This is a genomic window from Azospirillum soli (assembly GCF_017876165.1).
Classification (GTDB): domain Bacteria; phylum Pseudomonadota; class Alphaproteobacteria; order Azospirillales; family Azospirillaceae; genus Azospirillum; species Azospirillum soli.
In genome coordinates this window covers 112524-135751 of the sequence record NZ_JAGINQ010000013.1, presented here as the reverse complement: position 1 = coordinate 135751, position 23228 = coordinate 112524, and the positions used below count along the sequence as shown (strand labels likewise).

Annotated in this window: 21 protein-coding genes; 12 read left to right on the top strand and 9 right to left on the bottom strand. The window is 66.6% G+C overall.

From position 1 onward, the window contains the following. The first annotated feature begins 82 nt into the window (after positions 1 to 82). Both J2852_RS20085 and J2852_RS20080 read left to right on the top strand, forming a co-directional pair. Complete coding sequence (locus J2852_RS20085; RefSeq protein ID WP_209878819.1) at positions 83 to 532, top strand: CBS domain-containing protein; 450 nt, start codon at positions 83 to 85, stop codon at positions 530 to 532. 53 nt (positions 533 to 585) lie between these two features. After that, positions 586 to 1518 (top strand): histone deacetylase family protein, encoded by a 933-nt coding sequence (locus J2852_RS20080; RefSeq protein ID WP_209878817.1) that lies wholly within the window; start codon positions 586 to 588, stop codon positions 1516 to 1518. Positions 1519 to 1535: 17 nt separating this feature from the next. Here the strand turns inward: J2852_RS20080 and J2852_RS20075 are convergent, their stop codons facing one another. From J2852_RS20075 to J2852_RS20060, 4 genes are read right to left on the bottom strand one after another with little or no spacing between them, the layout of a single operon-like run. Beyond that, complete coding sequence (locus J2852_RS20075) at positions 1536 to 3218, bottom strand: pyruvate, phosphate dikinase (protein WP_209878815.1); 1683 nt, start codon at positions 3216 to 3218, stop codon at positions 1536 to 1538. Between the two features lie 10 nt (positions 3219 to 3228). Then, positions 3229 to 3678 (bottom strand): NAD(P)-binding domain-containing protein, encoded by a 450-nt coding sequence (locus tag J2852_RS20070; RefSeq protein WP_343206789.1) that lies wholly within the window; start codon positions 3676 to 3678, stop codon positions 3229 to 3231. After that, a complete protein-coding gene (locus J2852_RS20065; RefSeq protein WP_209878811.1) occupies positions 3671 to 4114 on the bottom strand; it encodes a CBS domain-containing protein in 444 nt (147 codons plus the stop codon). Before J2852_RS20065 ends, J2852_RS20070 begins: the two co-directional genes overlap by 8 nt. A gap of 10 nt (positions 4115 to 4124) precedes the next feature. Next, a complete protein-coding gene (locus J2852_RS20060) occupies positions 4125 to 5150 on the bottom strand; it encodes a 2-dehydropantoate 2-reductase (RefSeq protein ID WP_209878810.1) in 1026 nt (341 codons plus the stop codon). Between the two features lie 329 nt (positions 5151 to 5479). Here J2852_RS20060 and J2852_RS20055 point away from each other — a divergent pair, with 329 nt between their 5' ends. Continuing rightward, a complete protein-coding gene (locus J2852_RS20055; protein ID WP_209878808.1) occupies positions 5480 to 5692 on the top strand; it encodes a hypothetical protein in 213 nt (70 codons plus the stop codon). 108 nt (positions 5693 to 5800) lie between these two features. Further along, complete coding sequence (locus tag J2852_RS20050) at positions 5801 to 6007, top strand: hypothetical protein (protein WP_209878806.1); 207 nt, start codon at positions 5801 to 5803, stop codon at positions 6005 to 6007. Positions 6008 to 6030: 23 nt separating this feature from the next. Here J2852_RS20050 and J2852_RS20045 read toward each other — a convergent pair whose 3' ends face one another. Continuing rightward, the gene (locus tag J2852_RS20045) at positions 6031 to 6687 is read right to left on the bottom strand and encodes a YitT family protein (protein WP_209878804.1); all 657 of its coding nucleotides are present in this window, start codon (positions 6685 to 6687) and stop codon (positions 6031 to 6033) included. A 200-nt stretch (positions 6688 to 6887) separates the two neighbouring features. Here J2852_RS20045 and J2852_RS20040 point away from each other — a divergent pair, with 200 nt between their 5' ends. The 3 genes from J2852_RS20040 to J2852_RS20030 all read left to right on the top strand — a co-directional run bounded on the left by J2852_RS20040 (position 6888) and on the right by J2852_RS20030 (position 8549). Further along, complete coding sequence (locus J2852_RS20040) at positions 6888 to 7322, top strand: hypothetical protein (protein WP_209878802.1); 435 nt, start codon at positions 6888 to 6890, stop codon at positions 7320 to 7322. A gap of 79 nt (positions 7323 to 7401) precedes the next feature. Further along, entirely contained in the window at positions 7402 to 8085 is a 684-nt protein-coding gene (locus J2852_RS20035) for an HD domain-containing protein (protein WP_209878800.1), read from the top strand. Positions 8086 to 8195: 110 nt separating this feature from the next. Then, positions 8196 to 8549 carry a hypothetical protein gene (locus tag J2852_RS20030; RefSeq protein ID WP_209878798.1) on the top strand — a complete coding sequence of 118 codons (354 nt, stop codon included), beginning with the start codon at positions 8196 to 8198 and terminating at the stop codon, positions 8547 to 8549. A 206-nt stretch (positions 8550 to 8755) separates the two neighbouring features. Here J2852_RS20030 and J2852_RS20025 read toward each other — a convergent pair whose 3' ends face one another. The 3 genes from J2852_RS20025 to J2852_RS20015 all read right to left on the bottom strand — a co-directional run bounded on the left by J2852_RS20025 (position 8756) and on the right by J2852_RS20015 (position 17341). Next, positions 8756 to 10909 carry a response regulator gene (locus J2852_RS20025; RefSeq protein ID WP_246499868.1) on the bottom strand — a complete coding sequence of 718 codons (2154 nt, stop codon included), beginning with the start codon at positions 10907 to 10909 and terminating at the stop codon, positions 8756 to 8758. An 11-nt stretch (positions 10910 to 10920) separates the two neighbouring features. Continuing rightward, on the bottom strand, positions 10921 to 16767 hold the full coding sequence (locus tag J2852_RS20020) for a HAMP domain-containing protein (RefSeq protein ID WP_246499867.1): 5847 nt from the start codon (positions 16765 to 16767) through the stop codon (positions 10921 to 10923). Positions 16768 to 16906: 139 nt separating this feature from the next. Then, the gene (locus tag J2852_RS20015) at positions 16907 to 17341 is read right to left on the bottom strand and encodes a response regulator (protein WP_209878796.1); all 435 of its coding nucleotides are present in this window, start codon (positions 17339 to 17341) and stop codon (positions 16907 to 16909) included. Between the two features lie 503 nt (positions 17342 to 17844). Here J2852_RS20015 and J2852_RS20010 point away from each other — a divergent pair. Beyond that, positions 17845 to 19026 carry an MFS transporter gene (locus J2852_RS20010; RefSeq protein ID WP_209878794.1) on the top strand — a complete coding sequence of 394 codons (1182 nt, stop codon included), beginning with the start codon at positions 17845 to 17847 and terminating at the stop codon, positions 19024 to 19026. 283 nt (positions 19027 to 19309) lie between these two features. On the opposite strand, the gene J2852_RS20005 is transcribed toward J2852_RS20010, so the two are convergent. Further along, positions 19310 to 19780, bottom strand: coding sequence for an Lrp/AsnC family transcriptional regulator (locus tag J2852_RS20005; RefSeq protein WP_209878792.1), 471 nt, complete (start codon positions 19778 to 19780; stop codon positions 19310 to 19312). A gap of 169 nt (positions 19781 to 19949) precedes the next feature. Here J2852_RS20005 and J2852_RS20000 point away from each other — a divergent pair, with 169 nt between their 5' ends. From J2852_RS20000 to J2852_RS19985, 4 genes are all read left to right on the top strand, one after another. Continuing rightward, complete coding sequence (locus J2852_RS20000; protein WP_209878790.1) at positions 19950 to 20342, top strand: Rid family detoxifying hydrolase; 393 nt, start codon at positions 19950 to 19952, stop codon at positions 20340 to 20342. A gap of 8 nt (positions 20343 to 20350) precedes the next feature. Next, positions 20351 to 21502 carry a PLP-dependent cysteine synthase family protein gene (locus J2852_RS19995; RefSeq protein WP_209878788.1) on the top strand — a complete coding sequence of 384 codons (1152 nt, stop codon included), beginning with the start codon at positions 20351 to 20353 and terminating at the stop codon, positions 21500 to 21502. A gap of 75 nt (positions 21503 to 21577) precedes the next feature. Next, a complete protein-coding gene (locus J2852_RS19990) occupies positions 21578 to 22054 on the top strand; it encodes an L-2-amino-thiazoline-4-carboxylic acid hydrolase (RefSeq protein ID WP_209878786.1) in 477 nt (158 codons plus the stop codon). Positions 22055 to 22086: 32 nt separating this feature from the next. Beyond that, positions 22087 to 23208 (top strand): ABC transporter substrate-binding protein, encoded by a 1122-nt coding sequence (locus J2852_RS19985; protein WP_209878784.1) that lies wholly within the window; start codon positions 22087 to 22089, stop codon positions 23206 to 23208. Positions 23209 to 23228: the final 20 nt, after the last annotated feature.

The following is a 23228-nucleotide window of genomic DNA, read 5'->3' as shown; positions in this document are numbered from 1 at the left end:
TGGTATACCAATTCTCCTGCGATGCCGCGCGCACAGGCGCCCATCGGCGTTCAGGGAGCGATCAACCAAGAGAGGGCACGCCATGAGGGTCGAGGACATTCTCCGCACCAAACAGCCCAGGATCGTCGCGGTCCGGTCGGGCTCCACCATCGATGAGGCGATCGGGCTGATGAAGTCGGAAAACATCAGCGCGCTCGTGGTCAAGGACGTCTGCCGTACGGAAGGCAACGCCTTGGCCGGCGTGCTCTCCGAACGAGACATTGTCCACGCGCTCCTCGACAAGGGGCCGGGGCTCCTGCGGCTGCCGGTGTCGCAACTGATGACCCGCAATCCGGTGACCTGCTCCCCCACGGACAGCCTGCACGAAGCCCTTCAGCTCATGGTGCGGCATCACATCCGACATCTGCCGGTGCTCGACGACGGCACGCTGGTCGGGGTGGTCAGCGCCCGCGACTTCACCCGGCTGCAACTGGACGAACTCGCCCCGGCCGAGCGCCCGCGCGAGGCGGAGCCGGTCTACGCCCATCACTGAACCAACATTCCCGGAGGGGACGCATCCCGCGCGCCCTCCGGGCCAGGGGAGCCATGACGACTCTGATCTTCACCCATCCCGACTGCCTCGGCCACGACACGGGACCGGGGCATCCGGAACGGCCGGAGCGGCTGGACACCGTTTTGCAAGTGCTGGAACAGGAACCGTTCCGGCGCCTCGAACGCCGTCCCGCCCCCGAGGCCACCGTCGAGCAGCTCGCCCGCGTGCATGAGCGGGCCTATGTGGACGCCGTGCTCGCGGCCATGCCGGAAACCGGCTACGCGCGCCTTGACGCCGACACCCTGCTCTCCCCCGGATCGCGGTCCGGGGTGCTGCGGGCGGCCGGTTCCGTCGTCGCAGCCGTGGACGCCGTGCTCGGCGGCGAGGCCGACAACGCCTTCTGCGCGGTCCGCCCCTGCGGCCACCATGCCGAGCCGGCCCGCGCCATGGGATTCTGCGTCTTCAACAACATCGCCGTCGGGGCACTGCACGCCCGCGCCCAGCACGGCCTGACCCGCATCGCCGTGGTCGATTTCGACGTGCATCACGGCAACGGGACGCAGGCCATGTTCGCCGACGACGCGAACCTGTTCTTCGCCTCCACCCACCAGTCGCCGCTCTACCCCGGCACCGGCCACCCGGAGGAGCGCGGCGTCGCCGGCAACATCGTCAACGCGCCGCTGCCGCCCTTTTCCGGCTCGGTCGAGTTCCGGCGGGCCATGGAGCGGGACATCCTGCCCGCCCTGGACAGCTTCGCGCCAGAACTCCTGCTCATCTCCGCGGGCTTCGACGCCCACGCGCGCGATCCGCTGGCGCAGCTGCAGCTGACCGGGGCCGACTTCGAATGGGCGACACGCCAGCTCGCGCTGGTCGCCGACCGCCATTGCGGGGGAAAGATCGTCTCCGCGCTGGAGGGCGGCTACGACATGACCGGCCTCGCCGAGGGCTGCGCCAGCCATCTCCAGGCGCTGATGCGGGCGGCCTGACGCCGCCCGTGTTTCCGCTACACCACCACCCCGGCGTCGGCGGCCCAGGCGAGAAGCCGGGTTGCCGGGCCGGACGGTTCGGGCCGGACCATCGGTACGGCGCCCAGCGCCACCTGCCCCGTCGAACCGTCGATGGTCACCACGTCGCCCGCGCGCAGGATGGGGCCGGCGGCCGTCGCCATCTCGCCGCGCGCGAGGTCGATGCGCAGCCCGCGCGCGCTGACCACGCACGGGCGCCCCATGCCGCGCGCCACCGTGGCGGCGTGGCTGGTGAAGCCGCCGCGCGTCGTCACGATGCCGCAAGCGGCCTGCATGCCGACGATGTCCTCCGGCGAGGTTTCCGGGCGGCACAGGATCACCGCCGCGCCGCCCGCGCCCAACCGCACCGCGTCCTCCGCCGTGAAGGCGACGGCACCACAGGCGGCCCCCGGCGACGCGGGCAGTCCTTGGGCCAGCAGCGTCCGTTCCGCCTCCGGGTCGAGCACCGGGCGCAGCAGATCGGCCAGAATCGCCGGATCGACGCGCTGGACGGCGGCATCGGGGGTGATGACGCCCTCATCCACCAGATCGACGGCGATGCGCACGGCAGCGGCGGCGGACCGCTTGCCGGTGCGGGTCTGAAGAATGAACAGGTCCCCGTTCTGCACGGTGAATTCGATGTCCTGCATGTCGCCGAAGTGCCGCTCCAGCCGTTCGGCCAGCGCGCGCAGGCGGGCGAAGGTCGCCGGCTGGCGGTCCCGCAACGCGGCCAAGGGGCTCGGCGTGCGGATTCCCGCCACCACGTCCTCGCCCTGAGCGTTCGCCAGGAACTCCCCGCACAGCCCCGGCTCCCCACTGGACGGATCGCGGGTGAAGGCGACACCGGTGCCTGACTCCCCTCCCCGATTGCCGAAGACCATGCTTTGCACCGTCGCGGCGGTCCCCCAGTCGTCGGGGATGCCGTGCAGCGCCCGGTAGGCGACGGCCCTTGGGTTCATCCAGGATCGGAAGACCGCCCCGATCGCCTCGTGCAGTTGCTCCGCGGGGTCCTGAGGAAAGGCGCGCCCAGTCCGGCGACTCACCTCTTCTTGATACAGCGTGACGACACGGCGCCAGTCCTCCGCCCCGAGATCGCCGTCCTGGACCAGCCCGCGTTCTTCCTTGTAACTGTCCAGCAGGGCGTCGAAACGATGGGCGCCCACGCCCAGCACCAGCGGCGCGTAGGACTGGATCAGGCGGCGGTAGCAGTCGTAGGCGAAGCGGACGTCGCCGGTGCGGGCGGCCAGCCCTTCCACCGTCGCGTCGTTCAGGCCGAGGTTCAGCACTGTGTCCATCATGCCGGGCATGGAGGCCCGCGCCCCGGACCGCACCGCCACCAGCAGAGGATTGCGGGGATCGCCGAAGCGCGCCCCCGCCTCCCGCTCCAGACGCCGCAGCGCCGCGTCCACCCGCTCCATCAGACCGGGAGGAAAACCGCCGGCCTTCAAATGATGTCGGCAGGCCGCCGCGGCGATGGTGAAGCCCGGCGGCACCGGCACGCCCAGCCGCGCCATCTCGGCAAGACCGGCCCCCTTGCCGCCCAACTCGTCAACCAGATCGCCGCCACCCTCGGCAAAGCCGGGGCCAAACGCGTACACCCATCGTCCGGAACCGCCATCCGCCGACACACCGGCACCACAGGCGGCCGTTCCCTCGGTTCCGAACCCGACTTGATCGAACATGGCGCCCCCGTCAGGCCGGCTGTGGTTCGTCACAGGAACCGGCCATCAGGCGCAGCACGTAGCCGAGGCTCCGGATGTCCTCGTCCGGCTCCACCCCGGCGGTTCCCTTCGTCTCTTCCCGGTCGGGGCCGGCCGCCGCGTCGGGCCGCGCCAGCCCCTCCGCGACGCCGTCCGGTCCGAACAGCACCGCCTCCGCGTGCGGGGCGTCGGGCACCATGATGAGGACGACTTCGGACTGTTGCGCCACCTCACGCCCCGAGGCGCAGGCGATGACGCCTTGGTCCAGCAGCTCGGCCGGCGGCGAGGCGATGTCGTGCACAAACAGCGTGTGCCCGGCCGCGAGCAGATGACCGGCCATCGGCCGGCCCATGGTCCCAACCCCGATGACTCCAACCCTCATGGCTCTCTCCTCACCTTGGGCATCACTGGTGTGGGCATCGTTGGTGTGGGCGTTACTGATGGGCCGCGGCCGGGAAGTCCCAGCGCCTGTCCGCCGCCACCTGCGCGATCTGGGATTTGATGAGGTCCGCGACGGTGATGAGCCCGACGAGGCTCGCCCCGTCGAGCACCGGGACATGGCGGACCTTGTGCTCGTCCATCAGTTCCAGAACCCGGTGCAGCGGGTCGCCCGGACGACAACACACCAGGTCGCGCCGCATCAGCGCTGTCACCGGCTGCGCCAGAACCCCGGCGCCGCGCTCGGTCAGCGCCCGCACAACGTCGTGGTCGGACAGCACCCCCACCACCGTGTTGCCCTCGGTCCGGCACACGTCCTTGACGACCAGACCGTCGGTGTCCTCGGCCTTCAGAAGGCGCAGCGCCACCTCCACCGTCTCGTTCACCCGCACCGTGCCGATGCGCGTGCCCTTGCTGCGCAGAATGTCATCGACGCGCATGGCGGCCTCCCTACTGCGCGGCGACGGCGGGGGTGGGCTCGGCGGCGGCGGGGTGCGGGCGGGTGTACAGCCCGGCCACCTCGCCGCGCTGGCGCACCAGGGCCAGCACCACGTCGATGCTCGGCGTCGCCACCCCGACCAGCCGCCCCATCTCCTGCACCACCGACAGCAGAGCGTCGATCTCCATCGGCCGCCCGCGCTCCAGGTCCTGCAGCATCGAGGTCTTGTGCGCCCCGACCGCCCCGGCCCCGTTGATCCGCCGCTCCACGTCGACCCGGAAGCGCACCCCGATGCGCTCGGCGATCGCCTGCGCCTCCAGCATCATCGCCTTGGCCACCGCCCGCGTCCCCGGATCGGCGCAGATCACCTCCAGCGTCGCGTGGGTCAGCGCGCTGATCGGGTTGAAGCACAGGTTGCCCCACAGCTTCAGCCAGATCTCGTCGCGGATGCGCTCCAGAACCGGCGCCCGCAGCCCCCCCGCCGCCATCGCCTCCGACAGGGCGCTGACCCGCGCCGAGGTGCTGCCGTCCGGCTCGCCAAGCGGGAACTTGTCGCCGTAGATGTGCTGGATCACCCCCGGCTCGACCACCTCGGTCGCCGGGTAGACCACGCAGCCGATGGCGCGCTCCGGCCCGAAGCCGTCCCACTGCGCCCCGCCCGGATCGATGGTCTCCAGCCGCCGGCCCTCGAAGGCGCCGCCGGTCTTGTGGAAGTACCAGTAGGGAATGCCGTTGACCGCGGTGACCACCGCCGTGTCCGGTCCCAGCAGCGGCTGGATGGAGGGCACCGCCGCCGGCACCGAGTGCGCCTTGAGCGCGATGATGACGTAGTCCTGCGGCCCCAGCTCGGCGGCGTTGTCGGTGCAGCGCGGGCGCACCACGGTGTCCTCGTCCTGGGCGAGCAGGCGCACGCCGCGCTCGCGCATGGCGGCGAGATGCGCGCCGCGCGCCACCAGGCTGACCTCGGCCCCGGCCTGGTGCAGGCGCACCCCCATGAAGGCGCCGATGGCGCCGGAGCCAAAGATGCAGATCTTCATGCCGCGTCCCTCCCACTGCTGCCGCGCTGCGTTGGTTGGCCAAACCTGTCCCCGCGATTGGTCCGCCGGGGCATCCATCGGCCCCGCCAACGAATACTGAGTTTGGTATACCATATTCCACGTGTCAACAGCCTGCAGAAGCGGAGACCAATATTCAGTGGAGGCACCCAGCGGTGGTAGCGGGCACGGATGCATCGGCGCGTTTCCGGTCGTTTTCGCAACTCGGCCATGCAGCGAACGACGTGTGACAACGATGGCGAAGTGATCGGCATCAACGAAAACGCCAAGGCCATTCTTAGAATGGGTCCGACTTGCAGAGGACACCCGTCATGACTGGCCCCGTCAACGATCTTCAGTACACCGCACAGTTGGTTCGGGAGCTTTGCGGCGACCGCTTTCTTGCCCTCGCTCCGGAACATCAAGGCGCGATTTGCGCCATGTTCGACGACATTATGAACGAGGAAGGCATTGAGGCGCTGACACCCGCGCGCGTGGACACGATCATCGCCTACACGGCCACCCACCTGTTGGACGCCGCGTAAAAGCCCCACCAAACACCCGCCGTCATCGGCAAAAAAGGGGTACGGAGGGAAGACTTAGAGCGTTGGACCGTTTACCTCCCACGACATACACCGGTCGAGGAAGCTCCAATGACTCCGCTGTATCGTGTCATCCGGCATGCGGATGGCCGCGACTTCTACGACGGCACCCCGGTGACGCTGGCGGATGCCCAGGTCATGCTCAACGACGCCATCCTCGACGGCCGGGTCGAGGTCGGGTCGTTTCTGCACGTTGAAACCGACGAACTGCTCATCCAACCGCCCGAAGCCGATCCAGGGCTCCTGAACGCGTCCTGATCCACGACCCGTCAGCGCGCCCGTCAGCGCGCGACGTACCAGTCCGCGCGATGGTTGAACGCGACGAAGGCGTTCAGGACGGCCGCGCCGATCATCGAGGCGATCAGCGCCTGAAGATCCAGCACGAAGGCCGCCGCCGAGAAGATGACGAGATCGAACAGGGCTTGCAGCCAGCCGGCGCGGAAGCCCGTCTTCTCCTGCACATAATAGGCAAGAATGCCGACGCCGCCGCCGCTCGACCCGTGGCGGAACAGGCCGATCACGCCGATCCCGATGCAGAAGCCGGCCAGCACGGCCGCCACATGGGGCTCAAGCAGTCTGTAGCCGACCACGCTGGGGAACAGGCTGGACAGAACGGACACGCCGGTCACCGCGATCAGAGAGCGCGCCGTGAACTTCCAGCCGATGCGTGCGATGGCCAACAGGTAGAAGGGCAGATTGATCAGAAAGAACAGGATGCCGAACTTCACGCCCGTCGCGTACGAGATCACGAAGGCCAACCCGGCGGCCTGCCCGGTGATCAAGCCGGCCGCCTGCAGGATCGAAATCCCGAAGGACGTCATTATTATGCCGAAAAGCTGCCCCTGCGTGTTGTCAAAAGCACTGTGGGCCGGTTTCTGAATTCCAAAAGTTGCTTTTTCGGGAGAAGCCGATGTCGTTTCACTGAGTTCCACGGCCATCCCAAGCGCCTTTTCCGCAACCGTTGTTCATCCTGAACACGGACGATACTTCACCAACTCTCGCCACGTCTATTCCATTCCAACCGCAAACGGCCCAATCGCAAGGACCAGCCCCCCGGCCTCGGCGCAGAAAGGTCATTTGACGGGCCGTTCCCGCCCCGCTACCGACGAACCCTGGTCCGGTGGAGGCAGGGAGAGACGTGAACGGTCGCCTGGACGACGAGACACGACGCGTGATCGGGTTGCTGGCGCAGGTGTCACGGCAACTGCTGGTCCACGGCGTCACCGACGCGGAGGCGTTCGCCGACGCGCTGCACGCCGCCTTGAAGACCGGTTCCCCGCTGCCCCTGGACCGGGCCGCCCACGCCTTCGCCACGCTCGCCCCCGAATGGCGGCGCATGGTCATCGACACGCTGAACACCGCCATCCAGCGCGGCCTTTCCCCGTCGCCGCCCCCAGACGACCGGCCAGAGGACGACCGGCCAGAGCCGGAAAACACCTTCTGGAGCCTTCTGCCCGTCCTGCAACCGAGCGGTATCACCGCCCGCGACCGGCTGCGTGCCGAGCGCGAACACGCAAAACATCGTCCGCAAACCAATGTCCTAAGCCGTTCGGAAGGACCCCTTGATTTATGACGAGTCTCCGAATGATAGCGGGAAAGAACGAGCCAGCGCCCCCACATCGAAAGTAGAGGACTCTGAAGGACGAACGCCCATGCCCAAGGATGCCGTGATCAGCGATGTCGCCATGTGGGAAGCCAGCATCGTCACGTGGCTGCGCGCCAACGTGGGGGAAGACCCGGCGCACGACCTCGACCACCTCCAACGGGTGTGGCGCACCGCGAAGGCGCTGGCATCGACCGAGACGCTGACCTCCCCCGGCACCACCGTGAACATGCTGGTCGTGCTGGCCGCCAGCCTGCTGCACGACATCGTGAACGTGCCCAAGGATCATCCGGACCGCAGCCGCGCCTCCCGCCTGTCCGCCGACCTCGCGGACGACCTGTTGCGCGACATGGGCTTTCCGGAAGCGCTCCTGCCGCCCACCCGCCACGCCATCGAAGCGCACAGCTATTCGGCCGGGATCGAGCCGCTGACCATCGAGGCCAAGATCGTCCAGGACTCCGACCGGCTGGAAAGCCTCGGCGCGATTGGCATCGCGCGCTGCTTCGCCACCTCCGGCCTGATGAAGCGGGCGCTGTTCCACGGCGAGGATCCCCTGGCGCAAACCCGCCCGCTGGACGACCTGCAATACGCGCTGGACCATTTCGAGGCCAAGCTGTTCCGCCTGCCGGAAACCATGCAGACCATGGCCGGCCGGTCCCGCGCGCTGGAGCGGGCGAACTTCCTCCGCGCCTTCCGTGCGCAGCTTCTGGCGGAGATCGCCGGGGACTCCTGACACCGAAGCATGGGTGGTTTCCTGCCCTTCCGATCAAGATCGCTGGACAAACGCCGCGCCACTGCCCAATTTCCCTGCCCATTTTGTAAATGCAGCGAGGAGCGGACGGAGTGTCCCTTTCCCAATCGGGCAGCGCCCCCATTGATCCGAAGACCGAGGCCCGGCGTCTCTTGACCGAAGCCATCACCAGCTACCTGCAACTGTGCAAGGATCTGGCGGCGGCGACCGAGCGGGCCACGGCCATGAGCAGCAGCACCGACAGCGCGGCTCGGCGCAGCGCCTACCAGACGCTGACCGAACTGGGCGATCAGGTCCGGCTGGCACAGCGCCGGCTCACCAACACCGCCCGTCAGGCCCGCAAGGTGATGCCGCTGGCCGAGATCGAGGACGTGGCGAAGAAGCTCGACAAGCGCGACACGACCGAAAGCGCCGCCGTCCTGGTGAAGGCCGCCTTGGCCGGCTGATGCTCCCAGGCTGATGCTCAAGGGCTGATGCTCCTGTCCACAAAGCCCTTCTCCTTGCCAGGGGAGAAGGGCTTTGGACGGACAGGAACCGCCTTAAAGCGAATTTCCATTCGCTTTAGATTCAAACGGCCTCACACGCCGGCCGGGCTTCGGACGCACGAGCGTCCGGGACCGCCGTCGCGGTCCAGAGCAAATCGAAATCCGCTCTAAGAACCCGCCTTCAGCGCCGCGCGCACCGACCGCGCCAGATCGCGGTCGCGGTAGGGCTTCACCAGCATCTCCGCGCCCGGCCCCCCGGCGCCCTCGCCGGCGCCCACCCCATGCGCGTAGCCGGACGCGTACAGCAGCTTCAGTCCGGGCCGCAGGCACAGGCACTCCCGCGCCAGCTCCATCCCGTTCATCCCGCCGGGCATGACGATGTCCGTGAACAGCAGGTCCACGCGCGGGTTGGCCTGCAACACCTCCAGCGCCTGCGGGCCGTTCTCCGCCTTCAGCACCGTGTAGCCGAGATCCTGCAAGGTCATCGCGGCAACGTCGCGCACGTGCTGCTCGTCGTCCACCACCAGGACCACCTCGCCCTGCCCCTGGAGGGCGCCGCCCGGAACATCGTCGTTCGGGCTTCCTACCGTCTCCACGCTCCGTTCCGCTTCCGCATCGTCCGGCGCGCAGGGGATGTAGAGGTGGAAGGCCGTCCCCCGGCCGACGTCGCTCTCCACCTTGATGACGCCGCCGGACTGCCTCACGAATCCGTGGATCATGCTGAGGCCGAGGCCGGTGCCCTTGCCGACATCCTTGGTGGTGTAGAAGGGCTCGAAGGCGCGCTCCAGCACCTCCGGCGGCATGCCGGACCCGGTGTCCGACACGCTGAGGCACACGTATTTGCCGGGCTTCAGGTCCAGACCGGCCGGGGGCGCGTCCTCCTCCACCGTCAGAGTGGAGGTCTCGATGGTCAGGCGCCCGCCGCCCGGCATGGCGTCGCGGGCGTTGATCACCAGATTGAGCAGAGCCGATTCCGCCTGCGTCCGGTCCACCAGCGCCGGGCACAACGGCGGCGTGCTGGTAATGACCATGTCGACGGTCGGCCCCAGGGTGCGCTCCATCAGTTCGCCCATGTTGCGCACCAGGGCTTCCATGTCCACGCGCTCGGGATGAAGCTGCTGGCGCCGCGCGAAGGCGAGCAGGCGCCGCGTCAGGTCGGAGCAGCGCAGGGACGCCTGAAGCGCCATCTCCAGCTTTCGGGCTGCCCTGGGATTGTCGCCGACCAGACGGCCGAGCCGTTCCAGGCTGCCGATGACCACCATCAGCATGTTGTTGAAGTCGTGCGCGATCCCGCCGGTCAGCTGGCCGATGGTCTCCATCTTCTGGGCGTGGGCCAGCTGGTTCTGCATCTCCCGCGTTTCGGTCACGTCCAGGATGGTGCCGCAGATCTCCAGCGCCTCCCCATCGGAGTCGCGCAGCGCGATCGCCTGATCCAGCAGGACCCGGTACGTCTCCTCCGCATCGCGCCAGCGGTACTCGACGGTGGTGGTGGCGGTGGCGGTGGACACGCCGTCCCCGGCGAGATCCGCCATCTGCACCCGCACGCGCTCCCGGTCGTCCGGGTGGATGCGCGATTCCCAGAACCCCGCCTCGCGCAGGAACCGTTCGGCGGGGAAACCGAACAGCGTCTCGACATTCTCGGTGACGTAGCGGAAGGGCGTGCCGGCCCCTACCCCGGCGCCATTGATGTCGGCGGTGTAGAGCAGGATGGGCAGCGACCGCACGATCAGCGCCTGCCGTTCCTCCGACCGGCGGAGCGCCTGTTCGGCCATCATCTTTTCCGTGCGCACGCGGAAATTCTCGGTCATCAACCGCTGCTTCAGCTCGGCCTGCCGCTTCACCTCCTCGGTCTTGCGGTACAGCTCGACGAAGACGGACACCTTGCTGCGCAGGATCACCGGATCGACCGGCTTGAACATGTAATCCACGGCACCCGTCGAATAGCCGCGGAAGATGTGCATCTCGTCCTTGTTGATGGCCGTCAGGAACAGGATGGGGATGTGCCGCGATTTCCGGCGGTGGCGGATCAGCTCGGCCGTCTCATAGCCGTCCATGTCCGGCATGTGCACATCCAGCAGGATGACCGCGAAATCCTCGTCCAGGACGTGCTTCAACGCCTCCTCGCCGGAGCGGGCAAGCACCAGCGTGGCGCCCAGATCGCCCAGCGTCTCCCGCATGGCCAACAGGTTGCGCGGATCGTCGTCCACCACCAGGATGCGCGCCTCGGGCGGGGGCAGGCTGTCCGCCGCCCCGCCCGTCACCTCGACCGGCATCGCCGCCATGGCGCGCTGGAACCCATTGCTGTCGTCCCGTGAGGGCATCGGCCAGCCTCTCATTCCCGGTTGGGGCGCTGAAGGATCGTCGGCACGCCGGTGGGCGGCGCGGCGTGCTGCCGGCCGGTCCAGACGCGCAGGAGCGAGACCAGATGGTCAACGTCCACCGGCTTGGCAAGATAGTCGGTGGCGCCCGCCTCGATGCACTTCTCCCGGTCGCCCTTCATCGCCTTGGCGGTCACGGCGAGCACCGGCAGCCCCTGCCGGCCGGGCATGGAGCGGATTTCCCGAATGGTCTGATAGCCGTCCATGTTCGGCATCATGATGTCCACCAGCACGACGTCCACATCCGAAGTTTCCTTCAGCCGCGCCAGCCCGTCCATGCCGCTTTCGGCGTGCAGCACGGTCATGTCGTGCGCTTCGAGAACGCTCGCCAGGGAGAAGATGTTTCGGAAGTCGTCATCGATGATCAGCACCTTCTTTCCGGCCAGCGACGGGTCGCGCTGGCGCAGTTCCAGCAGGGTCCGGCGCTTGTCCTCGGGCAGGCGGTCCACGGCGCGGTGCAGGAACAGCGCCGTTTCGTCCAGCAGGGAGCCGGACGACCGCACCTCCTTCAGCACCACCGATTCGGCCAGCCGGCGCAGCCGCGTCTCGTCCTCCGGCGCGATGGTCTCGGCCGCGTAGACGACGACCGGCATCCAGGCCGTGCCCTCGTGGGCGCGCAGCCCCTCGATCAGGTCGAAATCGGCCGGCTGCGGGTGGGTGAGGTCCAGCACCATGCAGTCGAACGCCTCCTGCGCCAGCGCCTCCTTCGCCTCTTCCACGGTGGCCACGCTGCGGCTTTCCACGTCGCCGTTGCCGACCAGCGCGGCGATGGCCCCCGGCTGCTCCCCCTCTTTCTCGACGATCAGCAGCTTGCGGTGGTGCCGCTCCACGAAGCCCTTGACCTTGTTCAGCGCGGCGAAGATCGCGTCGCGGTCCACCGGCTTCTCGCTGTAGGCGAAGGCCCCCATGGCGAGCCCGCGCCGCCGCTCGTCCTTGGCGGAGATGATGTGCACAGGGATGTGGCGGGTCTGCGGGTCGCGCTTCAGCAGGTCCAGCAGCGCCCAGCCGTTCATGTCCGGCAGGCCGATGTCGAGCAGGATGGCGTCGGGCCGGTACTTGCGGGCCAGCGGCATGGCCGGGCCGCCGGCGTTCGCCATGATCACCTTGAAGCCCTTCTCCCGCGTCAGGTCGATCAGGATGGAGGCGAACTTCACGTCATCCTCGATCACCAGCACCAGCGGGTCGCCCGGCCGGATGCGCTCGCGGTCGTCCATGGACGGGTGGAGTTGCAGCAGCGCCAGCCCTTCCTCGGAGCCGGAGGCGACGATCGGCCGCGTCGGCGCGGTGGCCGCCGCCGTCCTGGACGCCTGTTGTTCCGCGTGGCTGGCGAGGTCGAAGTTCAGCGGCACGTAGAGCGTGAAGGTGCTGCCCTGCCCCATCGCGCTGCTGACCCGGATCTCGCCGCCCAGCAGGCGCGCGATCTCGCGGCTGATCGAGAGGCCGAGGCCCGTGCCGCCATACTTGCGGCTGGTCGTGCCGTCGGCCTGCTGGAACGCCTCGAAGATGATGCGCTGCTTCTCCTCCGGGATGCCGATGCCGGTGTCGATGACCGAGAAGGCCAGCACCTGATCGGCCGCGTTCAGCACCGGATGGCCGCTGCTCCAGCCCTGGGTGGCCGGCTCCAGCCGGAAGGTCACGCCGCCCGTTTCCGTGAACTTGAAGGCGTTGGACAAAAGGTTGTTCAGCACCTGCTCCAGCCGCTTCTCGTCCGTCTGGATCGCGTCGGGCAGGCGCTGGTCCATCTCGATGGAAAAGCGCAGCCCCTTTTCCTGGGCCAGCTGGGCGAAGGTGCGCTCCACATGACCGCGCAGGTCGTCCAGCACCACCTCGCCGATTTCCAGCGTGACCGTGCCGGATTCTATCTTCGACAGGTCGAGGATGTCGTTGATCAGGCTCAGCAGGTCGGTGCCCGCCGCGTGGATGGTGCGGGCAAACTCCACCTGCTTGTCGCTGAGGTTGGTGTCAGGGTTATCGGCCAGCAGCTTCGATAGGATGAGCAGACTGTTCAGCGGCGTGCGCAGCTCGTGGCTCATGTTCGCCAGGAACTGCGATTTGTATTTGGAGGTGAGGGAGAGCTGTTCGGCCTTCTCCTCCAGCGCCGCCTTGGCGAGCACGACCTCGCGGTTCTTGCGCTCGACCTCCACGTTCTGGCGTTCCAGCTGTTCGGCCTTTTCCTCCAGCGCCTCGTTGGTCTGGCGCAGCTTCTCCTGCTGGGCCTTCAACAGCTCCTCCGACTGGCGGAGCGAGGCGGCCTGCTGTTCCAGCCGCTCGTTGGTGGTCTTCAGCTCCTCCTGCTGGCTTTGCAGTTCGGTGGTCAGGCGCTGCGACTGCTTCAGCAGGCCTTCCGTGCGCATGTTGGCGGCGATGGTGTTCAGCACGATGCCGATGCTCTCGGTCAGCTGCTCCAGGAAGGACTGGTGCGTCTCGCTGAAGCGGTTGAAGGAGGCCAGCTCGATGACCGCGTTCACCTCGTTCTCGAACAGCACCGGCAGCACGATGATGTTCATCGGCGGCGCCTCGCCCAGGCCGGAGCTGATGGCGACGTAGTCCTTCGGCACGTTGGTCAGCAGGATGCGCTTCTTCTCGTACGCGCACTGCCCGACCAGCCCCTGCTTCAGCGCGAAGCGGTTGCCGAGGTTCTTGCGCTCCTTCAGCGCATAGCTGGCGACGAGGTCGAGCACCGGCTCGTCGTTCTCGCGCGCGGCGACGTAGAAGACGCCGTGCTGAGCGTTCACCAGCGGCGCGATCTCCGACAGGATCAGGTTGGAAACGGTGACCAGATCGCGCTCGCCCTGCAGCATGCGGGTGAACTTGGCGAGGTTGGTCTTCAGCCAGTCCTGCTCCGCATTCTTCAGCGTGGTGTCGCGAAGATTGCGGATCATCTCGTTGATGTTGTCCTTCAGCGCCGCGACCTCGCCGGAGGCCTCGACGGTGATGGAGCGGGTCAGGTCGCCCTTGGTCACGGCGGTGGCGACCTCGGCGATGGCGCGCACCTGGGTGGTCAGGTTGGCGGCGAGCTGGTTGACGTTGTCGGTCAGGTCGCGCCACACGCCGGTCGCCCCCGGCACCTTGGCCTGGCCGCCCAGCTTGCCCTCGATGCCGACCTCGCGCGCCACGTTGGTCACCTGATCGGCGAAGATCGCCAGCGTCTCGATCATGCCGTTGATCGTGTCGGCCAGCGCGGCGATCTCGCCCTTGGCGTCCACCGTCAGCTTGCGCTTCAGGTTGCCCTGCGCCACCGCCGTGACGACCTCCGCGATGCCGCGCACCTGATTGGTCAGGTTCGTCGCCATCATGTTCACGTTGTCGGTCAGGTCCTTCCAGGTGCCGCCGACGCCTTCGACCTTGGCCTGACCACCCAGCTTGCCTTCCGAACCGACCTCACGGGCAACGCGCGTCACTTCGGACGCGAAGCTGTTCAGCTGATCGACCATCGTGTTGATGGTGTTCTTCAATTCCAGAATTTCGCCGCGTACATCGACGGTGATCTTCTTCGACAGATCGCCCCGCGCAACGGCCGTCGTCACCTCAGCGATGTTGCGCACCTGACCGGTCAGGTTGGCGGCCATCATGTTCACGTTGTCGGTCAGGTCCTTCCAGGTGCCGGCAACCCCCTTCACCTGCGCCTGCCCGCCCAGCTTGCCCTCAATGCCGACTTCGCGCGCCACCCGCGCGACCTCACTTGCGAAGCTGTTGAGCTGGTCCACCATCGTGTTGATCGTGGATTTCAGCTCCAGAATCTCACCCTTCACGTCCACCGTGATCTTCTTGGACAGATCCCCGTTCGCCACCGCCGTGGTCACCTCGGCGATGTTGCGCACCTGTCCCGTCAGATTGGCGGCCATCAGATTGACGCTGTCGGTCAAATCCTTCCAGGTGCCGGCCACACCCTTCACCTGCGCCTGACCACCCAGCTTGCCTTCCGAGCCCACCTCGCGGGCGACGCGCGTCACCTCGCTCGCGAAGCTGTTGAGCTGGTCGACCATGGTATTGATCGTGGACTTCAGCTCGAGGATCTCGCCCTTCACATCGACAGTGATCTTCTTGGACAGATCCCCGTTCGCGACGGCCGTTGTCACTTCGGCGATGTTGCGCACCTGAGAGGTCAGGTTGGACGCCATCAGGTTCACGTTGTCGGTCAGGTCTTTCCAAGTCCCCGCGACGCCCTTGACCTGCGCCTGTCCGCCAAGCTTGCCCTCGGACCCCACCTCGCGCGCCACGCGCGTAACCTCACTCGCAAAGCTGTTGAGCTGGTCCACCATGGTGTTGATGGTGTTCTTCAGCTCCAGAATCTCGCCCTTCACGTCCACCGTGATCTTCTTCGACAGGTCGCCGTTCGCCACCGCCGTGGTCACTTCCGCAATGTTGCGGACCTGATTGGTCAGGTTGCCGGTCAGCAGGTTGACGTTGTCCGTCAGGTCTTTCCAAGTGCCCGCCACGCCTTCCACGCGGGCCTGCCCGCCAAGACGCCCTTCCGTACCCACTTCACGGGCCACACGGGTGACCTCGGACGCGAAGCTGTTGAGCTGGTCCACCATGGTGTTGATGGTGTTCTTCAGCTCCAGAATCTCGCCCTTCACATCGACGGTGATCTTCTTGGACAGGTCGCCCTTCGCGACGGCGGTCGCCACCTCGGCGATGTTGCGAACCTGATTGGTCAGGTTGCCGGTCAGCAGGTTGACGTTGTCCGTCAGATCCTTCCAGGTGCCGCCGACGCCCTCGACCTGCGCCTGACCGCCCAGCTTTCCTTCCGTACCGACCTCACGCGCGACGCGGGTGACCTCACTGGCGAAGCTGTTGAGCTGATCGACCATCGTGTTGATGGTGTTCTTCAGCTCCAAAATCTCGCCCTTCACATCGACGGTGATCTTCTTGGACAGGTCGCCCTTCGCGACGGCGGTCGCCACCTCGGCGATGTTGCGCACCTGATTGGTCAGATTGCCGGTCAGCAGGTTGACGTTGTCCGTCAGATCCTTCCAGGTGCCGGCAACGCCCCGCACCACCGCCTGCCCGCCCAGCTTGCCCTCCGAGCCCACCTCGCGGGCAACGCGGGTGACCTCCGACGCGAAGCTGTTGAGCTGGTCCACCATCGTGTTGATCGTGGACTTCAGCTCCAGAATTTCGCCCTTCACGTCCACAGTGATTTTCTTGGACAGATCCCCGTTCGCCACCGCCGTGGTCACCTCGGCGATGTTGCGGACCTGGGCCGTCAGGTTGGCGGCCATCATGTTGACGTTGTCGGTCAGATCCTTCCAGGTGCCCGCGACGCCCTTGACCTGCGCCTGTCCGCCCAGCTTGCCCTCGATGCCGACCTCGCGCGCCACGCGGGTCAGTTCGGAGGTGACGGAGACCAACTGCTCCACCATGGTGTTGACGTTCCTGGCGGTGCGCAGGAATTCGCCCTGAAGCGGGCGCCCCTCGATCTCCAGGGCCATGGACTTGGAAAGGTCGCCCTTGGCGACGGCACCGATGACGCGGGCCATTTCCGTCGTCGGCTGGGTCATGTCGGTGACCAGCGCGTTGATGTTCTCGACGCACAGGTCCCAGCCGCCGCCCGCGCCCGGCAGCTTGGCGCGCTGGCTGATCTTGCCTTCCTTGCCGATGGTAACGCTGAGCCGCCCGATCTCCTTCGTCAGGTTCTCGTTCATCTCGACGACGTCGTTGAAGGCCGCCGCGATCTCCCCGTCCAGCCCGCCCAGGTCGATCGGCAGCCGGGTCGAGAAGTCGCCTTTCTGGAACTGCCGAAGCGCCCGCAGCATGACCTGCGGGGTGAGCTGGTCCTGAGAGGTCGTCATCGTCATGGTACGATCATCCCTGTGCGTCAGAGGCGTGGCCCATGCACAACGCAAGCATGGGCGCGACCGACCGGCGCGGCCCCTGGACTGTTCAACAAATTATGGGGAAGGTCCCGCCGAGGCCGTACGGACGGTGAAGAACGGTTCAGTGCGGCGCGAAAGCCGCCTCCAGGGCGCCCTTCAACTGATCCGCGTCATAGGGCTTGTGCAGAAAACCGCGTGGCATGGCCGTCTTGGCCCGCTCCATCACCGCCGGATCGCTGTCGCCCGACATGAAGATGCTGCCCACGGAGAAGCGTTCGCGCAGGGTGCAGGCCGTCGTGATCCCGTCCACGGCGCCCGCCAGATTGATGTCCACCAGGGCGAGCGTCGGACGCTCCCTCTCCGCGATCGTCAAGGCATCGGCCGCCGACGATGCAACGCCGCAGACTTCATACTGCAGATCTTCCAGCACGTCGGTCAGGAACATGGCGACGAGCGCCTCGTCCTCCACCACAAGCACGCGAACGGGTCCGGTGCCGCCATTGGAAAACGCCTGGTCGATGCCTGAGTCGGCGGAATTTCCAAGCGTGTGGGTCATCGTCTTCCCTCTTGTCGTTAGCCTGCCGCGTCCCGCGCCGGTGGGCGCTGGATGACGGGTGTCGTGCGGCCTTCTCCCGGCCGTCCGGACACGAAGCAGCACCACCGGCTGTCCTATCCCCATCGCATTACGGATGAAGTTAAAACAACTCCCGGCGGAACGTAGCGTTAAGGATTATCACGCAACGGCGGCACCCGATAAGTGATAAAAAGCAAATCACTCCGAAGGGAATATCCCATTGTCCATACAGGTACGCATCCCTTTAAGGGAGTTTAATCCCGTTTTCGCAAGAAATTACCATAAATGCAGTTCAAAGCCGCACCGATACTTGCGAGGGGCGAATCGACCGCAAGATGCCGCTGCCTTGAAGCGGCGAGCCATGCTCAAACGTCATCTCGCACTTGCGAAAATAACCCCGGACCACGGTTTGCCACCCGCCGTTCCCGACCGATATGGTGCACCTTGCGTTGCAGCATAGCCTGAACGGAACCGGAGACGAGACGATGCCCCCTGCCGAGCGTGCCACGACACACCCAGGTCTGGTGATGCTGGCGCTGGCCATGGGCGGATTCGCCATCGGCACCACCGAATTCGCGTCGATGAGCCTGCTGCCCTATTTTGCGCACGGGCTGTCCATCGACGAGCCGACCGCCGGCCACGTCATCAGCGCCTACGCGTTGGGCGTGGTGGTAGGCGCGCCCATCATCGCGGTTCTCGCGGCCAGGGTGGCGCGGCGGACTCTGCTGATCGGGCTGATGGCCGTGTTCGCGCTGGCCAACGTGCTCAGCGCGCTTTCCCCGACCTATGGCTGGATGATCGCCTTCCGTTTCCTGAGCGGCCTGCCGCATGGCGCCTATTTCGGTGTGGCCGCGCTGGTCGCCGCGTCGCTGGTCCCGCCGGACCGCCGGGCGCAGGCGGTGGCGCGCACGATGCTCGGCCTCACCATCGCCACCATCCTCGGCGTGCCGCTCGCCAACTGGCTGGGGCAGACGTTGGGCTGGCGCTGGGGTTTCGGCATCGTCGGCGTGCTGGCGCTGCTGACCGTCGCGCTCGTCTGGGCCTTCGCGCCGCAGGACCGCCCGCACCCGCACGCCTCGCCGCTGCGCGAGTTGGGGGCGCTGAAGCGCCGGCAGGTGTGGTTGACGCTCGGAATCGGCGCCATCGGTTTCGGCGGCCTGTTCGCGGTCTACACCTACGTCGCCTCGACACTGATGGCGGTAACGCAGGTGTCGCCGCATCTCGTGCCCATCGTGCTGTGCGTCTTCGGCATGGGTATGACCGTGGGCACCCTGGCCGGCGCCTGGGCGGCCGACCGCGCACTGATGCCGACGGTCGGCGGAATCCTGCTGTGGAGCGCCGCGTCGCTCGCCCTGTTCCCCTTCGCCGCCGGAAACGTCTGGACGGTGTCTCTGGTCGTCTTCCTGATCGGCGGTGGGGGCGGGCTCGGCACCGCCTTGCAGACCCGGTTGATGGACGTGGCGGAGGACGCGCAGACGCTCGCCGCCGCCCTCAACCACAGCGCCTTCAACGCCGCCAACGCGCTCGGCCCCTGGCTGGGCGGCATGGCGATCGCCGCCGGCTGGGGCTGGACCTCCACCGGCTGGGTGGGCTGCGCCCTCGCGCTGGGCGGCTTCGTCATCTGGGTCATTTCCCTGCTGGACGAGCGCGCGACCGCCAGCGCGTAAAGGAAAACAGGGTTCGGCGTCTTGCACGGGCGGCCCGGTGACGGGCGCCTCAAGGGACGTGCGCGTCCGCGCCAGGGAACGGCGCTATCATTTGGGCAGCCGACCCATTCCAAAAGCCATGACGGCTGCGCAAAAATTTTCTAATTTATAAACATAGAAAGAAAAAATTTCCTTCTTTCCTGCTAACGGCAACCGAAAAAAGGTAAAAAACTCCACACGCGATCCTGTAGCATTTTTTGTGTCGGTTGGATGAACCAAACCAGCCGACAGGTTGTGTGAAGTCTTAGATTTTCAAGTAAGAAAGGGGGATTTCGGTGGTCGATTTCATTTCCTCCATGGCGAACATCGACGAAACATCCTGCAATTCGATGCGTTCGATCAGTTTTTGGTAAAATTGATCATAGGCCTTGATATCCGGGATCACCACTCGCAGCAGATAGTCGATATCGCCGCTTAGGCGGTAGAAATCGACGACCTCCGGAATGTCGGCGACGACCCGGCGGAACTGCTCCAGCCATTCCGCGGAGTGCTTGCTCGTGCGAACCGCCACGAACACGGTCACATCGACGTTCAGCTTGCCGCGATCCAGCAAGGCGACGCGGCGGCGAATATAGCCTTCCTGCTCAAGACGTTGCACGCGCCGCCAGCACGGCGTCGCCGATAGGCCGACCTGCTTCCCCAGGTCCGCCAGCGACAGCGTCGCGTCCGCTTGCAGCGCCGCCAGGATCTTCCGGTCGATCGCATCGATGGTCATGGACACAGCCCTTCGTCACTCGTGGCGGGGAACGGGTGGACTTTGCCAAACATCAGGCCGCCGGGGAAAGATTTTTCACTTTGACAACACAACGGGCAATCGCCTGCCAAGGCATGAGCAGACTGCCCGTTTCCCAAGCAACACCACGCACCAATCAGAAAGCAGAGGCATGACCAGCCCCTTCGCAACCGACCCCATCGCCACCGATAAGGCACCCTCCGCCATCGGCCCCTACTCGCAGGCGCGGATCGCCGGCGGCCTGCTGTTCGTCTCCGGGCAACTGCCCATCGATCCGGCGACGAAGGAGTTCGCCGGGACCGACGCGCCGACGCAGGCCGGGCAATGCCTGCGCAACATCGCGGCCATCGCCGAGGCCGCCGGCACGGACCTGAGTAAGACACTGCGCTGCACCGTCCTCGTCACCGACCTGACGCAATTCAAGGCGGTGAACGAGGTCTACGCGACCTTCTTCGCAGCCCCCTTCCCGGCCCGCACCACCGTGGAGGTCTCCGCCCTCCCCCTGGGCGCTTCGGTCGAGATCGACGCCATCATCGCTCTCTAGAGGGTGTCATGACCGCTTCCGCGCAGCACGCGCCCGCGCCCCTCCCCATCGCTCTCGACCGGTTCCCAGTGAGCCTCGACTGCACGCCGCTGCCGTCCGGTGGGGAACGCGCCTGGACCCAGCGCGCCATCGAAATCCTGGAAAACGACGCGCTGCGCTCCGCCGACACGCACCTGCTGAAGCTGGACGTGCCGGCCCTGCCGGGAATCGACATCTACCTGAAGGACGAATCCACCCACCCCACCGGTAGCCTGAAGCACCGCGTCGCCCGCTCGCTGCTGCTGTTCGCCATCTGCAACGGCCGGGTCAACGAGGGCACCCCGATCATCGAGGCCTCGTCCGGCTCCACGGCGGTGTCGGAGGCCTATTTCGCCCGCCTGCTGGGTCTGCCCTTCTACGCGGTCATGCCGCGCACAACCTCGGCGGAGAAGATCGCTGCCATCGAGCTGTACGGCGGACACTGCCATCTGGTGGATTCGCCCAAGGCCATTTACGCGGAGGCGGCCGCGCTCAGCGCCCGCGTCGGCGGCGCCTATCTGGACCAGTTCACCTACGCGGAGCGGGCGACCGACTGGCGCGCCAACAACATCGCCCAGTCGATCTTCGACCAGATGCGGGGCGAACGCCACCCGGTCCCCAGCTGGATCGTGATGAGCGCGGGCACGGGCGGCACCGCCGCCACCATCGGGCGCTATATCCGCTACCGCCATCTGTCCACGCGGCTGTGCGTTCCGGACGCCGAACATTCGGTCTTCTACGACAGCTACGCCCAGCGCTGCCCCACCGTGACCTGCGAACGGGGTTCGCGCATCGAAGGCATCGGCCGCCCACGCGTGGAGCCGTCCTTCATCCCGGATGTGGTCGATCACATGATGAAGGTCCCGGACACCGCCTCGCTCGCCGGCATGAAGGTGCTGTCGCGCCGGCTCGGGCGGCGGGTCGGCGGGTCCACCGGAACCAACTTCTTCGGCCTGTGCTGGATCGCCGCGCGCATGCGCGACGCCGGCCAGACGGGCTCGCTCGTCACCCTGATCTGCGATTCCGGCGACCGTTACCGCAACACCTACTACGACGCCGGATGGATGCGGGAGAACGGCTTTGACACGGCCCCGTACGAGGCCGTCCTGGAAGACTTCCTCGACGGCAAGCCGGCGCTCTGAACACACCAAAAATCACAAAACAAAGTCGCCACCACAAACAACTTCAAACAGGCCAAGAACAGGAGGCTTTCTGCTATGGACGAGTTTCGGGCAATGCTGCGCGGCGCGTTGAAGAGCCGCGCCATGGTGTATGAAGCGGCCTTCGACGAGATGCGCAAGGAAATCGGCGAGGAGAAGGCGCGCACCATCATGGAACGCGCCATCTACCGCCGGGGCGCGGCCATCGCGCACAACTTCTCCCCCTACGCTCCGGGCGATCTGGCGGGCCTGCGCGACGCCTTCCTGAAGTTCATCCCCGACGCCGACGCCATGTTCGGCCCGGAGGTGGTGGAGTGCACCGAGGAGGTGCTGGAAATCCGCTTCCACACCTGCCCCCTGAAGGAAGCGTGGCACGAGGCCAATCTGCCCGACGCCGAGGTCGAGACGCTGTGCGCCATCGCCGGCTGCGTGGACAAGGGCACGTTCGGCGAGGCCGGCTTTACCATCGACGTGGACACCTGGAAGCCCGGCCGCAGCACCTGCTGCCACCTGACCATCACCCCCGGCCGCTGACCGCCGCCCCATCGTCTAAGGGAACCTGGACCATGAAGAGCAAGATGATCCTTGGGGCCGTGCTCGGTGCGGTGATGAGCGCGGGCGCCGCGCTGGCCGCCGACAAGGAGATCATGATCGGCTATCAGGCGCCGTTCAGCGGCGACCGCAGCCAGTACGGCGAGATGTTCCGCAACGCCGCCGCCATCAAGCTGGCGGAGTTCAACGCCTCGGGCAAGCTGCCGGGCGCCACCGTCTCCATCGCTTACGAGGACAGCAAGGACGACCCGAAGGAAGCCCGCAACATCGCGCGCAAGTTCCTGGACAACCCGAAGATCGTCGGGGTGATCGGCGACTTCTCCTCCACCGTGTCGATGGCGGCGGCGGAGATCTACGCCACGGAGAAGATGCCGCAGCTGTCGCAGACCGCCTCCCACCCGGACTTCACCAAGATCAGCCCCTGGCAGTTCCGCAACATCACGACCCAGGCGTTCGAGGGGCCGTACAACGCCGACTGGATCCTGTCCAAGGGCCTGAAGACCGCCGCCGTCATCTACATCCAGAACGATTGGGGCATCTCCGCCCTGGAAGGCTTCGTCGACGGCTACAAGGCCAAGGGCGGCAAGATCGTCGCGACGGAGACCTTCAACCCCGGCAACCGCGACTTCCGCTCCATCCTGACCAAGGTCGCCCGCCAGAAGCCCGACGTGATCTATCTGGCGATGTTCTACGAGGAGGGTGCCGCCCTCGCGCAGCAGCGCGAACAGCTGGGCATCACCATCCCGCTCTACGGCACCAGCTCCCTCTATTCGCCCAAGCTGATCGAGTTGGGGCGCGCGTCGGTGAACGATCTGCACCTCGCCACCACCTTCACGCCCGACAACCCCGACCCGGCGGTGCAGACCTTCGTGAAGGAATACGTCGCGCGCCACAAGGCGGAGCCGAGCATGTTCGCCGCCCAGGCCTACGACGCGGTCGGCATCATGCTGGACGCCGTGGCCGCCGCCGGCCCGTCGGTGACGCGCGAGACGCTGCGCGACGCGCTGGCCAAGACCACCAACTATCCGGGCGTCACCGGCGCCACCAGCTTCGACCCGGCGACCCGCGAACCGACCAAGTCGCTCGCCAAGATGGTCGTCAAGGACGGCAAGTTCCAGGTCATCGGCGAGCCCTGATCGCCACCGAACCGCCTCGA

Excerpts from the sequence above, each read along its gene's own strand:
- J2852_RS20050 (WP_209878806.1), top strand. The coding sequence starts at position 5,801 with ATGACTCCGCTGTATCGTGTCATCCGGCATGCGGATGGCCGCGACTTC.
- J2852_RS20000 (WP_209878790.1), top strand. The coding sequence starts at position 19,950 with ATGACCAGCCCCTTCGCAACCGACCCCATCGCCACCGATAAGGCACCC.
- J2852_RS20080 (WP_209878817.1), top strand. The coding sequence starts at position 586 with ATGACGACTCTGATCTTCACCCATCCCGACTGCCTCGGCCACGACACG.
- J2852_RS20065 (WP_209878811.1), bottom strand. The coding sequence starts at position 4,114 with ATGCGCGTCGATGACATTCTGCGCAGCAAGGGCACGCGCATCGGCACG.
- J2852_RS19990 (WP_209878786.1), top strand. The coding sequence starts at position 21,578 with ATGGACGAGTTTCGGGCAATGCTGCGCGGCGCGTTGAAGAGCCGCGCC.
- J2852_RS20005 (WP_209878792.1), bottom strand. The coding sequence starts at position 19,780 with ATGACCATCGATGCGATCGACCGGAAGATCCTGGCGGCGCTGCAAGCG.
- J2852_RS20010 (WP_209878794.1), top strand. The coding sequence starts at position 17,845 with ATGCCCCCTGCCGAGCGTGCCACGACACACCCAGGTCTGGTGATGCTG.
- J2852_RS20055 (WP_209878808.1), top strand. The coding sequence starts at position 5,480 with ATGACTGGCCCCGTCAACGATCTTCAGTACACCGCACAGTTGGTTCGG.
- J2852_RS20020 (WP_246499867.1), bottom strand. The coding sequence starts at position 16,767 with ATGACGATGACGACCTCTCAGGACCAGCTCACCCCGCAGGTCATGCTG.
- J2852_RS20045 (WP_209878804.1), bottom strand. The coding sequence starts at position 6,687 with ATGGCCGTGGAACTCAGTGAAACGACATCGGCTTCTCCCGAAAAAGCA.
- J2852_RS20015 (WP_209878796.1), bottom strand. The coding sequence starts at position 17,341 with ATGACCCACACGCTTGGAAATTCCGCCGACTCAGGCATCGACCAGGCG.
- J2852_RS20025 (WP_246499868.1), bottom strand. The coding sequence starts at position 10,909 with ATGCCCTCACGGGACGACAGCAATGGGTTCCAGCGCGCCATGGCGGCG.
- J2852_RS19995 (WP_209878788.1), top strand. The coding sequence starts at position 20,351 with ATGACCGCTTCCGCGCAGCACGCGCCCGCGCCCCTCCCCATCGCTCTC.
- J2852_RS20085 (WP_209878819.1), top strand. The coding sequence starts at position 83 with ATGAGGGTCGAGGACATTCTCCGCACCAAACAGCCCAGGATCGTCGCG.
- J2852_RS20075 (WP_209878815.1), bottom strand. The coding sequence starts at position 3,218 with ATGTTCGATCAAGTCGGGTTCGGAACCGAGGGAACGGCCGCCTGTGGT.
- J2852_RS20035 (WP_209878800.1), top strand. The coding sequence starts at position 7,402 with ATGCCCAAGGATGCCGTGATCAGCGATGTCGCCATGTGGGAAGCCAGC.
- J2852_RS20060 (WP_209878810.1), bottom strand. The coding sequence starts at position 5,150 with ATGAAGATCTGCATCTTTGGCTCCGGCGCCATCGGCGCCTTCATGGGG.
- J2852_RS19985 (WP_209878784.1), top strand. The coding sequence starts at position 22,087 with ATGAAGAGCAAGATGATCCTTGGGGCCGTGCTCGGTGCGGTGATGAGC.